Origin of the sequence: Brevibacillus sp. TJ4, assembly GCF_044627595.2 — a bacterium.
Taxonomy (GTDB): domain Bacteria; phylum Bacillota; class Bacilli; order Brevibacillales; family Brevibacillaceae; genus Brevibacillus.
In genome coordinates this window covers 4136015-4149022 of the sequence record NZ_CP185865.1, presented here as the reverse complement: position 1 = coordinate 4149022, position 13008 = coordinate 4136015, and the positions used below count along the sequence as shown (strand labels likewise).

Sequence of the window (13008 nt, the reverse complement as noted above, 5' to 3'; positions counted from 1 at the left end):
CACCAGAGGTAGGGTAAACCTTTCTTCACAATTATAAAAACCCTTATCATTTAAGGAGGCTTCAGCTCTCATGGCAAAAGAAAAATTTGAGCGTAATAAACCACACGTTAACATCGGTACCATCGGTCACGTTGACCACGGCAAAACTACCCTGACTGCAGCCATCACTACTGTATTGGCTCAACAAGGTAAAGCAAAAGCTATGAACTATGCTTCGATTGACGCTGCTCCAGAAGAAAAAGAGCGCGGTATCACCATCAACACTGCGCACGTTGAGTATGAGACTGAAAACCGTCACTATGCTCACGTTGACTGCCCTGGACACGCGGACTACGTGAAAAACATGATTACCGGTGCTGCTCAAATGGACGGAGCGATCCTGGTTGTATCCGCAGCAGATGGCCCAATGCCACAAACTCGCGAACACATCCTGCTCTCCCGCCAAGTAGGCGTACCTTACATCGTTGTATTCATGAACAAATGCGACATGGTAGACGATGAAGAGTTGCTGGAACTGGTTGAAATGGAAATCCGTGACCTGCTGTCCCAATACGAATTCCCAGGTGACGATATCCCAGTAATCAAAGGTTCCGCTAAAGAAGCTCTGGACAACCCAACTGGTGAATGGGCTCAAAAAATCCAAGAACTGATGGACGCTGTTGACACATACATCCCAACTCCTGAGCGTGCAACTGACAAGCCGTTCCTGATGCCTGTAGAGGACGTGTTCACGATCACTGGTCGTGGTACCGTTGCTACTGGTCGTGTAGAGCGCGGTATCGTTAAAGTTGGTGACCAAGTAGAAATCATTGGTCTGGCTGAAGAAACTCGCTCCACAACTGTAACGGGTGTTGAGATGTTCCGTAAGTTGCTGGATCAAGCTGAAGCTGGTGACAACATCGGTGCCCTGCTCCGTGGTGTTGAGCGTAAAGACATCGAGCGCGGACAATGCTTGGCTAAACCAGGTTCCGTAAAACCACACACCAAATTTAAAGCAGAAGTTTACGTTCTGTCCAAAGAAGAGGGTGGACGTCACACTCCTTTCTTCGCTAACTACCGTCCACAATTCTACTTCCGTACTACTGACGTAACAGGTATCATCCAACTGCCAGAAGGCGTTGAAATGGTAATGCCTGGCGACAACACTGAGTTCACCGTTGAACTGATCGCTCCAGTAGCGATGGAACAAGGTACTCGTTTCGCGATCCGCGAAGGTGGCCGTACAGTAGGTGCAGGCGTAGTTGCTTCTATCGAAGGCTAATAACCTGTAGTGAGAAACCCGACAGCATACGTTGTCGGGTTTTTTATGTCAATCGATTATTTTGATTACAGCCATGTAAAACCTTATCGTTTCTTTGCAAAAGGAATGTACTACAATACCAGCATTCGTTTTGATTAGGGGATAGCCGGATATGAAAGCTAATGAAAAACTTCTCTATATCATGTTGGCTGTTGTAGTCTCATTGTGGGGTTTAAATGTTGTCATGGTGAAGTATTTGACGACGCTGCCCCCGCTTTTTGTTTCTTCGCTGCGCATGAGCATCGCAGCCTTGTGCCTGATGCCGATTATCTTCGTATACCGCAAGAAATTGCGTCTAACGAAGGTCGATTGGCTGCTGATTGCCAGTATAGGCGCAAGCTCGATCGCGATGCATCAGGTCACGCTGGCGATCGGCGTCCAGTACACGACAGCTGGCAATGGATCGCTGATACTGGCCTTGAATCCGCTGGTGACTGCGTTGCTGGCGATGCTTTTCTTGGGAGAGCCGATGTTCTGGCGCAAGGCGATCGGGATTGGCATCGGTTTTTCCGGGGTACTGCTTGTCGTGCTCTCGCAGCACGGAGGCGTCCACCTCAACGGCATGGGTGACGCCATCATGTTTTTCTCCATGCTGATGTACGTCGCCGGGGGATTGCTCATTCGCAAGCTGGTGATGCGCAATGTTCCGGTATTGCTGGTGACCGCGTTGGCACAGCAATTTGGTGCGCTGTTTTTATGGGCGGCTACAGCGTTCACCTACCCGGTCTCGGCGTACCAGGAGATTACGGTCGCGGGATTCCAATGGTTTGTCATCTGTGTTTCGGCGGTGTTGTCATCCGCGCTCGGTACGCTGGGATGGAATTACGGGATTCGCCAGCTCGGCGCCAGCAGAACGACAGTTTTTCTCAATGGGATGCCATTGGCCAGTCTGCTGTTTGCAGCTCTGTTTTTGCATGAACCGCTGCAATGGATTCATATCGTGGCATTGGGCATGATCGTGACCGGTGTCTATCTCGGATCAAAAAGCATACCACAACGAAGAGAAGCGAGAAGACCGCACAAACATGCCAAGGTGATGTAATGGCGCGCGCCAGATGCAGGAGCAAAAGGGCACTCTTCCGTGCCCTTTTTTCTTTTGTCTTTCGTGCAATCACCAATTTACCCTATTTGACCAATTACGAGAAACAAAATGCAAAATTGGGTCAACCAATTTGTCTCCGTTTTGCCCCTTCCAGGTTCAGGGAAATGTCGATTACGTCAATGCTGCCAGTCGTTTTGTCTGCTTATTTTACCTATTTTCAAAATTGGCACGCTGCTTGCATATTATCTGTCCCGTGATCAGCAATAGAAGTAGACTAGGCAAAGCAAAGGAGACATGTCATGAATCTGGTAGCTAAAGTATACCGGAACAATGTAATGGAGAGCTCGCATCTGGGACATATTGCGGTAGTCGATTACACGGGTAAATTGCTGTACGCGTACGGAGATCCATTCCGACCAACTTATGCCCGCTCCTCCATGAAGCCGATCCAGGCGATTCCGGTGGTAGAAACCGGGGCGGCGGATCGATTTGCGATAGACGCGGCGGATTTATCCCTCTGCTGTGCATCCCACAACGGTGAACCGCGCCATCGCACCCGTGCGATGGAAATGCTGACGAGAGCAGGACAAGCCGAACAAGTGCTGCAATGCGGGACGCATGTGCCGCGCGATGAAGAAAGCTACAAGCAGTTGATTCGCAACGGCAAAGAGCTGACACCGGTTTTCAGCAACTGCTCCGGTAAACATGCGGGTATGATTTTGACCGCTGTGCACATGGGAGAGGATGTCTCGACCTACCACTTGCCTGAACATCCGGTTCAGCAGCGGATTTTGGATGCTGTGGCAGAAGTGACACGCTATCCGAAGGAAAAAATCGAGCTGGGCGTCGACGGTTGTGGGGTTCCCGTTCACTGTCTGCCGTTGGCCAATTACGCGTGGGGCTTTGCCCGCATGGCAAGACCGGAGAGCTTCGAGAAGCCGGAGCGCCAGGAAGCAGTCAAGCGGATCACGGACGCGATGGTTGCCTTTCCAGAGATGGTCGCGGGCAACAAGCGCTACTGTACCGACCTGATGAACGCGTTTCAAGGCAGAATTATCGGCAAGGCTGGTGCGGAGTCGGTATACTGCGTAGGCGACCGCGAAACAGGTCTGGGTATCGCCGTCAAGATTGAGGATGGCGGACCACGAGCAGTGAATACCGTTGTCAATGAAGTGCTGCGTCAATTGGGTATCGGAGTGGATGGACCACTGGAAGTACTCGCCGAATATACAAAACCGCAAATCCGCAATATGAGTGGAAATGTCGTCGGGCACATTGCAGCAGAATTCACCTTGCAAAAGACGAATACGCAGCTTGAAGCCGGAAACTAGAGAGAGAAGCAAGTCTGAGAGAGACTGCGTGCAGCGGGGTACTCTGAAAGAATGGATAGGAGCAGAGGAAACCCTGCGTCACGACTGGAGAAAGGGCTGATCAAAAAGCCTTTCTTAATAAAACGATACAGGTATAAGGGGGAGACAGTTGATGAAATTGAGTAAGCTGCTCAAAGTAATGGGTACCTCGGTACTGCTGGCGGCAACCGTTCTCGCAGGCTGCAGCAGCCAGGGAGGTTCCACTGGTGGAGAAACTGCGCAAGGCGAACCGAACAACCAGCAAGAGGCTGGTCAACCAGATTTGTCCGCGTTCCTGCGGTTGAACCTGAAGACAGAACCACCTTCCTTGGACCCGCCAAAAGGTTTTGACAGTACGTCCAACGAAGTGCTGAATGCAATGATGGAAGGCTTGGTCCGCCTGGACAAGGATCACGTCCCGCAGCCTGCAATGGCCGAGAAATGGGAAGTGACTCCGGATGGAAAAACGTACACGTTCTACCTGCGCGATAGCAATTGGTCAAATGGTGATCCGGTAACGGCCCATGATTTCGAATATGCGTTCAAACGCATTGTTGACCCGAATAACGCATTCCCGTCCGCTTTCCTCGCTTTCTACATTGAAGGTGCGGAAGAGTACAATGCCGGAAATGGCAGCGTCGAAGACGTGAAAGTAAAAGCTATCGATGACAAGACGCTGGAAATTACGCTGAAAGCACCGGCAGCCTATTTTCTGAATATTATTACCCAGCCTACTTTCTTCCCGGTTAACAAGGCTGTTGTAGAAAGCAATCCGAACTTTGCTGCAGATGCTTCTACACTGGTTGCCAACGGACCGTTCAAAATGACAGAATGGGTCCACGACCAAACGATCAAAATGGAGAAAAACGAAGGCTACTGGGATAAAGATAGCGTAAAACTCGCAGGTATCGAATGGGTCATGGTAATCGACGAGAATACGCAATACCAAATGTTTACTACTGGTCAGCTTGACGACATCGAAACTGTACCGAACGATCTGAAGCAAAAAGTGATCGAATCCGGTGAAGCGAAAGTAACGGACCAGGCTGCAATTTACTACTATCGCATGAACGTCAATATGCCTCCATTCAACAACGCAAACGTGCGCAAAGCATTTGCACTGGCGATTGACCGTCAGCTCCTGATCGACAACGTCGCGCAAGGCGAACAAAAACCAGCGCTCGCACACGTGCCTTATGGTATGGTAGAACCAGACGGAAGAGACTTCCGCGAAGTAGGTGGCACCTATATCAAGGACAACGATGTAGAACAGGCAAAAGCACTGCTGCAAAAAGGAATGGAAGAAGAAGGCTGGAGCACCCTGCCGGAAGTCACTCTGACGTACAACACCAGTGATGCTCACAAAGCGATTGCACAAGCACTGCAAGAAATGTGGAAGAAAAATCTGGGCGTAGACGTGAAGCTGGAAAACAAGGAATGGAACGTATTCTTGGCGGAACAACGCGCTCGTCAGTTGCAGTTCTCCCGTTCCACAATTCCTGCTGACTATGCAGACCCGCTCAACTTCCTGGAACTGTACACGACTGACCACCCAGGAAACCGCGTCAACTACAGCAACAGCGAGTACGACGCGCTCGTAGAACAAATTCGCAACACAGTGGACGAAACAGAGCGCTTCAAGCTGATGCACCAAGCAGAGGACATCTTTATGGAAGACATGCCGATCGTACCGATCTACTTCAATACGGTCGTATACATGGAACAGCCATATGTAAAAGGCATCGTTCGCCACGCTGTTGGAACGATTGATTTCAAATGGGCTGAAATTACGAAATAATGAGGTGTATAGGTCGAAGATAAGGGGAGCACATTCCCCTTATCTTCACTTGTATTTTTTTGGAAGCGGGGCGATGTTCGATGGAGAAGAAAACAATCATCTTTGTAGCCTATCTGAGCCATACGTTAATGGCTCTCGTCGAGCAATGTCACGAACTTGGTGTGTCGGATGACTTTCATGTAGAGGCGCGATTGGTTAGCCAACTGCCTTTGCATCCGTTTCCCGCTGATTGTTTGGTTGTGTTGTCGAGCACGGCAATTGTATCGATGGTGGAACCGTATTTGCCACCAGGTACGCCTGTGATCGTGGCAAATCGGATGGTGCAGTATACGAACATTCGTGAAATGTTGGAGATTCCCAAAGGGACTAAGGTCCTGCTGGTCAGCGACTTGAAAGAGACGGCCGAAGAGACGGTTGAACTGCTGAAGGAATCGGGAATGGATCTTGATTTGTACCCCTATTACCCCGGTGCTTCCTACCCGGATGATATTGAAATTGCCGTTACCCCGGGAGAAGCCCACTTTGTTCCTCCTGAAATTCGCAAAATCGTGGATATTGGATCGCGGGTCTTTGATCTGGCTACCTGGCTGGAAATCTATGCGCATTTTCAGTTCAAAAGCGGAAATGTCAGGGTTTTGACCGCTCGCGCCATGCAATCCCTCGTCTTTATAACGAAAGAACTGAACAATGAGATTCAGCGAACAAACCTGCTCCACAAAAATGTAGAAGCAATCATCGACCGGATTGAAGACGCGGTGATCGCAGTCGATCAGGACGACATGATCCAGATCATCAATGAGAAGGCAATGGATACCCTCCACCTTCGCGCCCTGAGTCCAATCGGCAAATACGCACATGCCTGTTTGCCCAATGATTTTTACGCCATCATCGCGGAAAGCAAGGACGACAAGGAACAGATTGTAGAATGGCGCAACAAGACCTACTTTTTCCGCAAGACAGAGATTATGGTGGAAGGCAAGGTGTTCGGTTATCTGGTGTTGTTCCGGAAAACGGCAGAGATTGAAAGGCTGGAGCATGACTATCGGTTGCGCGTGCACAGCAAAGGGCTGGTAGCCAAATATCGTTTCGAGGACATTTGCGTAGTCAGCGATCGTTTCCAAAAGGTGATCCAGATTGCCCAAAAGGTGGCGTGGAGCAATTCGACCGTGCTGCTCTTGGGTGAGACAGGTACAGGCAAGGAGCTGATCGCCCAGGCGATCCACAATGCCTCTCCGCGAGCGCGGGAGCCGTTTGTCGGGGTGAATTTCGCAGCCATCTCAGAGACACTGCTGGAAAGCGAGCTGTTTGGCTACGAAGAGGGAGCGTTTACCGGTGCGCGCAAAGGCGGCCATATCGGCTGGTTTGAACGCGCTCACAAAGGAACGATCTTTCTCGATGAAATCGGCGATGCCCACGCTGCCATCCAAAACCGTCTGCTGCGCGTGCTGCAGGAAAGGCAGATCATGCGGGTCGGCGGCAGCAATGTCATCCCCATTGATATTCGGGTCATCGCAGCTACCAATCAGGATTTGCAGCAGATGGTACAGGAGGGCACGTTTCGCGCCGATCTCTACTACCGCCTGAACATCCTGCCGATTTACCTGCCACCCTTGCGGCAACGGATAGAAGATATCCCTGTACTGGCTGAACAGTTTATCCAAAACAACTGTCGCAGGCTGCGGCGCCCGCCTTTTCAGTTCAGCAGTGAAGCCATGCGTGCGATGGAAACGTACCACTGGCCCGGAAATATCCGCGAGCTGGAAAACATCGTGGAGTACCTCGCTCATATCGTAGAGGACAAGGTATTTCCGCATCACCTTCCCTTTATGCAGCGGAATTCAAGCGAATATACGCTGGAAGAACCGATCGAACACGATTTGCGCAGATTGGTTGACCTGTTCGAGGAAAAAGGGTTTTTGACAGACATGATCGCGATTTTGCGTCTGTTTGGCAGCTCCATGGAGCATGGGGGAAGACCGTTCATCCTGGCGCAACTGCTAGCCGACAACATTCCGATGACAGATCAGAAGCTCCGCTATCGTCTCAAGATGCTGGAGGAAGCCGGTTTGATTCAGAGCGGCAGGGGACGGAAGGGCAGTACCATTACCAGGAAAGGCCAGGCTTTTCTCAGCTTTGTGTAATAGCAGGCTGCATGGCACGTTGGAATAGGACAAAAGGGGGGGGAACCAGTTGCATTTGGTATGGAAAGAACAGGCGAAGCAGTATGAAGCGGAGTATGTGGAGACGTTGAAGCGCTTTTTGGCTATCAACAGCATAGAAGATATGCAGACCGCCCGCGAAGGGAAGCCGTTCGGCGAAGGTGTGGCCGAGGCTTTGGACTTTATGCTCGAGCTTGGCAGGCGGGATGGCTTTCGCACCAAGGACCTCGAAGGGTACGCCGGCTATATCGAGTACGGAGAAGGAGAAGAGGTGATTGGTGTACTCGTCCACGTTGACGTCGTCACGGTGGGAGACGATTGGACGACCCCTCCGTTCTCGCCAGATATTCGCGATGGACGCGTGTATGCCCGTGGTGCCATCGATGACAAAGGGCCGGCGCTGGCAGCGTACTACGCGTTGAAAATGGTCAAAGACTCCGGCGTACACTTGTCCAAGCGGGTCAGGTTTATCATCGGAACAGATGAGGAGAGCGGCTGGCTGTGCATGAAGCGATACAACGAGCTGGAGCGAATGCCGGAAACAGGCTTTTCGCCGGATGCCGAATTTCCTTTGATCCACGCCGAGAAGGGGCAGATCAATCCGACCATCACGCTGGACGAGCAGCGCTTTGCTTCTGCTGAAGCGGAAACAGCGAACAGCTGGGTCCTGTCGAAGTTCGTCTCTGGCGACCAGGGAAACAGTGTGCCGGAAAAAGCGACAGCATGGATCACCGTTCCGGATGGAGTGGACTGTGAGAAGCTCGCCGCAGAATTCGAACAGTTCCTGCGAAGCCAGAACGTGACGGGCGAGGTGAGCTTTCCGGCACCGCAGCAGGTCCGCTTGTTTGTAAAAGGCGTCTCGGTTCACGGCATGCAGCCGAATCTTGGCATCAATGCCGGAACGACGCTGGCCAGCTTTTTGCTCGAACGCCCGTTTGTCGCGCGGGACCAGGCATTCCTGCACTTTCTCGGAGAGGTGCTGCATCAGGACTACTACGGGGAGAAACTTGGCGTCGCCTGTGAAGACGAGGTGACGGGCAAGCTCACCGTGAATCCGGGTATTCTCCGCTACGATCGGGCCGAGGGAGCGGAAGTGAAGCTCAACATCCGCTATCCAGCTACGATTTCGATGGAGGAAAGACGCGATATTGTAGAACGGCAGTTGGCCGGGTTCGGATGGATCACGACCAATATGCGTACTTCGAAAGCACATTACGTGCCTGCGGATCACCCGACGGTCAGCACTCTGACCAAGGTATATGAAGAACATACCGGACAAAAAGCGTCACTTCTCTCCACCGGAGGAGCCACCTACGCGAAAATGATGCCCGCTGGGGTGGCGTACGGAGCTCTATTTCCCGGAAGAGAAGGGACAGCCCATCAAAAAGATGAATATGCCGAAATTGGCGATCTGTTGGCGGCGATGGCAATATACGCGCACGCCATAAGCGAATTGGCCAAATAAGGAGGAGTCAGTGGTGTCGCGTTACTTGGCAAAGCGCTTTTTAATGATGCTTCTCACCCTTTGGATTATCGTAAGTTTAACCTTTTTCCTGATGCATTCCATTCCCGGCGACCCGTTTGCTTCGGAATCGGATCGCTTGCCCGAGCAAATCAGAGCCAATCTGATGGCAAAGTACCATTTGGATCAGCCGTTGCCGGTCCAGTACGTGCTCTATCTGAAAAACTTGCTGATGTTTGACCTGGGCCCGTCGATCAAGTCGGAAACCCGTACGGTGAACAGCATGATCTCAGACGGCTTCTCCGCCTCGGCGACGCTTGGCTTGCAGGCGATTGTGATCGCTGTCAGTCTGGGTATCCTGTTTGGCATCATCGCTGCTCTCAACCGCAACCGTTGGCTGGATTATGTCGCCATGGGGATGGCAGTGCTGGGAATTGCGATCCCGAGCTTTATCATGTCGCCGCTCTTGATTCAGAATTTCGCAATCAATCTAAAGATATTCCCGGTCGCTACCTGGGGAACGTGGATGCACACGGTCTTGCCGTCGCTTGCCCTGGCGTTTACCCCGCTGGCGATCATCACGCGCTACACGCGGTCGAGCATGATTGAAGTGATGAACCAGAACTACATTCGCACAGCGGAGGCAAAAGGCTTGCCTACTTACCTGGTCGTGCTCAAGCACGGCATCCGCAATGCGATCTTGCCGGTCGTCACGTTTTTGGGCCCACTGATTGCCTCGCTGATCACAGGGACCTTTGTAGTGGAAAAAATCTTTGCCATTCCGGGGATCGGAAAATACTTTGTCGACGGTATCTTCAACCGCGATTACCCGGTAATTTTGGGCACGACGATCTTTTACAGCGTCATCCTGATTGTGACGATTTTCTTGATTGACCTGGCGTACACTTTGATTGATCCGCGGATCAGGCTGAACAGCAAGGAGGAGTAGCTGGTGGAGATGCAACACAATATCGATCCTCTCTTTCGCCCGCTTGCCAAGAATACAGCAGCGAGCGATAGCATCCAACGTCCGAGCATAAGCAATATCCGGCAAGTCATGTACAAGCTGGTGAAAAACAAACTGGCGATGTTTGGCCTTGCGCTGATCGTCATCCTGATTGCCATGGCGATTATCGGCCCGCATATGGTGTCGTACAGTTATTCGGATCAAAGTCTGCTCGAACGCAATCAGCCGATGTCCGGCGAACACTGGTTTGGCACCGATGATTTGGGGCGCGACATGTTTGCGCGAACCTGGTATGGTGCGCGTATTTCCTTGACGATCGGGATTGTCGCCGCCTTGATCGACCTGCTGATCGGGGTGACGGTCGGCGGAATTGCCGGATACTGGGCTGGACGCGGGAAAAAGGGCGACCGAATCGACAGCATTATCATGCGCATCATTGAAATTCTGTACGGTCTGCCGTACCTGCTCGTGGTAATTTTGCTGATGGTCGTCATGGAACCGGGTCTGACCACTATTATCATCGCCTTGTCGGCAACCGGCTGGACGGGCATGGCGCGTCTGGTGCGCGGACAAATCCTGCAGTTGAAAAACCAGGAGTTTATCATGGCTGCACAGGTGTTGGGCGCGAAGTTTTCCCGCATTTTGCTCAAACATCTGATTCCCAATACGCTCGGCGTCATCATCGTCAATCTGACGTTTACGATTCCGTCTGCGATCTTTGCCGAATCGTTCCTCAGCTTTTTGGGGCTGGGTGTTCAGGCGCCGATTGCCAGTTGGGGAACGATGACCAATGACGCGCTGGGTGTGATCCTGACCGGAGACTGGTGGCGTCTGTTCTTCCCGGCGCTGATGATCTCTTTGACGATGTTTGCATTTAACGTATTCGGCGACGGGTTGCAGGATGCTTTGGACCCGCGTGTGCGCGATTAAGAAACGCCGGGAGAAGGAGGATGTACGGCCATGGAGCATTTGTTGGAAATCAAAGACTTGCAAGTAAACTTCAAGACATACGGCGGTGAAGTAAAGGCCGTCAGAGGCGTGTCGTTTCACGTTGACAAAGGGGAAACAGTCGCGGTCGTCGGCGAGAGCGGCTGCGGAAAAAGCGTGACCGCCCAGGCGATCATGGGCCTGATTCCGTCGCCTCCGGGAAGAATTGCTGGCGGACAAGTGTATTATGAGGGAGTCGAGCTGACTGCCTTGCCGAAAAAAGAGATGCTGGCAAAGCGGGGAACGGAAATCGCGATGATTTTCCAAGACCCGATGACAGCACTCAACCCGACGATGCGCGTAGGGGCTCAGATCGTCGAGGGATTCGTCCGGACGCAAAAGGTATCGAAGGAGGAAGCCCGCAAACGTGCCATCGAGCTTTTGCAAATGGTCGGGATTCCCGATGCGGAAAAGCGTGTCGATCAATATCCGCATGAGTTCAGCGGCGGTATGCGGCAACGGGTGGTCATCGCCATCGCGCTGGCCTGCAATCCGAAGCTGGTCATCGCCGATGAGCCGACGACCGCCCTGGATGTTACGATTCAGGCGCAAATTTTGGACTTGCTGAAAAAGCTGCAAGCGGAAAATCAGCTTGCCGTCATTATGATTACCCACGATCTGGGGGTCGTCGCCGAGGTCGCTCACCGCGCCGTCGTGATGTACGCAGGCATTGTGGTGGAGACAGGCACAGTCGAGGACATTTTTGCCGCACCCAAGCATCCGTACACGTGGGGATTGATGCGGTCGCTGCCGCGCATCGACGGTCAAACAAAAGAGCGTCTGGTCCCGATCGACGGGACACCACCGGATTTGTTCCAGCCGCCGACCGGTTGTCCATTTGCGGCTCGCTGTGACTACGCCATGGAAATCTGCCAGCAGCAAATGCCGCCGGAAAACGATTTTGGCAGTAACCATAAGGCAGCGTGCTGGCTGCACGATCCGCGGGCACCGAAAATTGACGCATTGATCGCAGCAGGGAGGCAGGACGCATGACGAATGATATTTTGGTAGAAGTAAAGGATTTGAAAAAGTATTTTTCGATCGGAAATGGCGTTCAGTTGAAAGCGGTCGATGGGGTGTCGTTTTCGATCCGGCGCGGGGAAACCCTCGGTCTGGTCGGAGAGAGCGGATGCGGCAAATCGACGCTTGGGCGCACGATCATCCGACTGTATGAAAAAACGGGCGGGGAAGTGCTCGTGGACGGCAAGGACATCCACGCGCTGAAAGGAAAAGAAGTGGCGCAGTTCAACCGCAATGTCCAGATGATTTTCCAGGACCCGATGGCAAGCCTGAATCCGCGGATGACGGTAGCCGATATTATCGCCGAAGGCCTGGACATCCACGGTTTGAACCGCAAAAACCGAAAAGAGCGGGTAGAAGAGTTGCTTGAGCTTGTCGGTCTGAACAAAGGGCATGCCAGTCGCTTTCCCCATGAATTTTCCGGGGGACAGCGGCAGCGGATCGGGATCGCCCGAGCGCTGGCAGTCGAGCCGAAGTTCATCATTGCCGATGAGCCGATCTCGGCCTTGGACGTGTCGATCCAGGCACAGGTAGTCAACCTGCTGGAGGATCTGCAGCGCGATCAAGGGCTTACGTACTTGTTTATCGCCCATGATCTGTCGATGGTCAAGCATATCTCCAACCGCATCGCGGTGATGTATCTGGGGAAAATGGTCGAGCTGGCGGAAAGTTTCGAGCTGTATGAGTCGCCGCTGCATCCGTATACAGAGGCACTTCTCTCGGCTATTCCGATTCCCGATCCGACGATCAAACGCGAACGAATCATCCTCTCCGGAGATTTGCCCAGTCCTGCAAATGCACCGAGCGGCTGTGTGTTTCGCACGCGGTGTCCGAAGGCGATGCCGGAATGTGCCGAAAGCGCGCCTGTATGGAAGGAAGCCAAGCCTGATCACTGGGTAGCGTGCCATCTTTATTAGATGGCAG

General features: G+C 52.4%; 10 protein-coding genes. All 10 read left to right on the top strand.

Features of this window, described 5'->3' with window-relative positions; all coding sequences use genetic code 11:
- Positions 1–70: 70 nt before the first annotated feature.
- On the top strand, positions 71–1261 hold the full coding sequence (gene tuf, locus ACAF76_RS20430; protein WP_400164670.1) for an elongation factor Tu: 1191 nt from the start codon (positions 71–73) through the stop codon (positions 1259–1261).
- Between the two features lie 151 nt (positions 1262–1412).
- Entirely contained in the window at positions 1413–2342 is a 930-nt protein-coding gene (locus ACAF76_RS20425) for a DMT family transporter (RefSeq protein WP_400164669.1), read from the top strand.
- A 299-nt stretch (positions 2343–2641) separates the two neighbouring features.
- Positions 2642–3673 carry an asparaginase gene (locus ACAF76_RS20420; protein ID WP_400164668.1) on the top strand — a complete coding sequence of 344 codons (1032 nt, stop codon included), beginning with the start codon at positions 2642–2644 and terminating at the stop codon, positions 3671–3673.
- Positions 3674–3824: 151 nt separating this feature from the next.
- Positions 3825–5489, top strand: coding sequence for a peptide ABC transporter substrate-binding protein (locus ACAF76_RS20415; RefSeq protein ID WP_400164667.1), 1665 nt, complete (start codon positions 3825–3827; stop codon positions 5487–5489).
- Between the two features lie 80 nt (positions 5490–5569).
- The gene (locus ACAF76_RS20410) at positions 5570–7630 is read left to right on the top strand and encodes a sigma 54-interacting transcriptional regulator (RefSeq protein WP_400164666.1); all 2061 of its coding nucleotides are present in this window, start codon (positions 5570–5572) and stop codon (positions 7628–7630) included.
- A 49-nt stretch (positions 7631–7679) separates the two neighbouring features.
- Positions 7680–9113 carry a dipeptidase PepV gene (gene pepV, locus ACAF76_RS20405; RefSeq protein ID WP_400164665.1) on the top strand — a complete coding sequence of 478 codons (1434 nt, stop codon included), beginning with the start codon at positions 7680–7682 and terminating at the stop codon, positions 9111–9113.
- Positions 9114–9126: 13 nt separating this feature from the next.
- Positions 9127–10059 (top strand): ABC transporter permease, encoded by a 933-nt coding sequence (locus tag ACAF76_RS20400; RefSeq protein WP_400164664.1) that lies wholly within the window; start codon positions 9127–9129, stop codon positions 10057–10059.
- A gap of 9 nt (positions 10060–10068) precedes the next feature.
- Positions 10069–11007: an ABC transporter permease gene (locus ACAF76_RS20395; RefSeq protein ID WP_400164693.1), complete on the top strand. Its 939-nt coding sequence runs from the start codon at positions 10069–10071 to the stop codon at positions 11005–11007.
- A gap of 30 nt (positions 11008–11037) precedes the next feature.
- Positions 11038–12057 carry an ABC transporter ATP-binding protein gene (locus ACAF76_RS20390; protein ID WP_400164663.1) on the top strand — a complete coding sequence of 340 codons (1020 nt, stop codon included), beginning with the start codon at positions 11038–11040 and terminating at the stop codon, positions 12055–12057.
- Complete coding sequence (locus ACAF76_RS20385) at positions 12054–13001, top strand: ABC transporter ATP-binding protein (protein ID WP_400164661.1); 948 nt, start codon at positions 12054–12056, stop codon at positions 12999–13001. Before ACAF76_RS20390 ends, ACAF76_RS20385 begins: the two co-directional genes overlap by 4 nt.
- The last annotated feature ends 7 nt before the right edge of the window (positions 13002–13008 follow it).

What these genes read in the sequence shown, in the direction of transcription:
- tuf (WP_400164670.1), top strand. Translation starts at nt 71, where the DNA reads ATGGCAAAAGAAAAATTTGAGCGTAATAAACCACACGTTAACATCGGT.
- ACAF76_RS20425 (WP_400164669.1), top strand. Translation starts at nt 1,413, where the DNA reads ATGAAAGCTAATGAAAAACTTCTCTATATCATGTTGGCTGTTGTAGTC.
- ACAF76_RS20420 (WP_400164668.1), top strand. Translation starts at nt 2,642, where the DNA reads ATGAATCTGGTAGCTAAAGTATACCGGAACAATGTAATGGAGAGCTCG.
- ACAF76_RS20415 (WP_400164667.1), top strand. Translation starts at nt 3,825, where the DNA reads ATGAAATTGAGTAAGCTGCTCAAAGTAATGGGTACCTCGGTACTGCTG.
- ACAF76_RS20410 (WP_400164666.1), top strand. Translation starts at nt 5,570, where the DNA reads ATGGAGAAGAAAACAATCATCTTTGTAGCCTATCTGAGCCATACGTTA.
- ACAF76_RS20395 (WP_400164693.1), top strand. Translation starts at nt 10,069, where the DNA reads ATGCAACACAATATCGATCCTCTCTTTCGCCCGCTTGCCAAGAATACA.
- ACAF76_RS20390 (WP_400164663.1), top strand. Translation starts at nt 11,038, where the DNA reads ATGGAGCATTTGTTGGAAATCAAAGACTTGCAAGTAAACTTCAAGACA.
- ACAF76_RS20385 (WP_400164661.1), top strand. Translation starts at nt 12,054, where the DNA reads ATGACGAATGATATTTTGGTAGAAGTAAAGGATTTGAAAAAGTATTTT.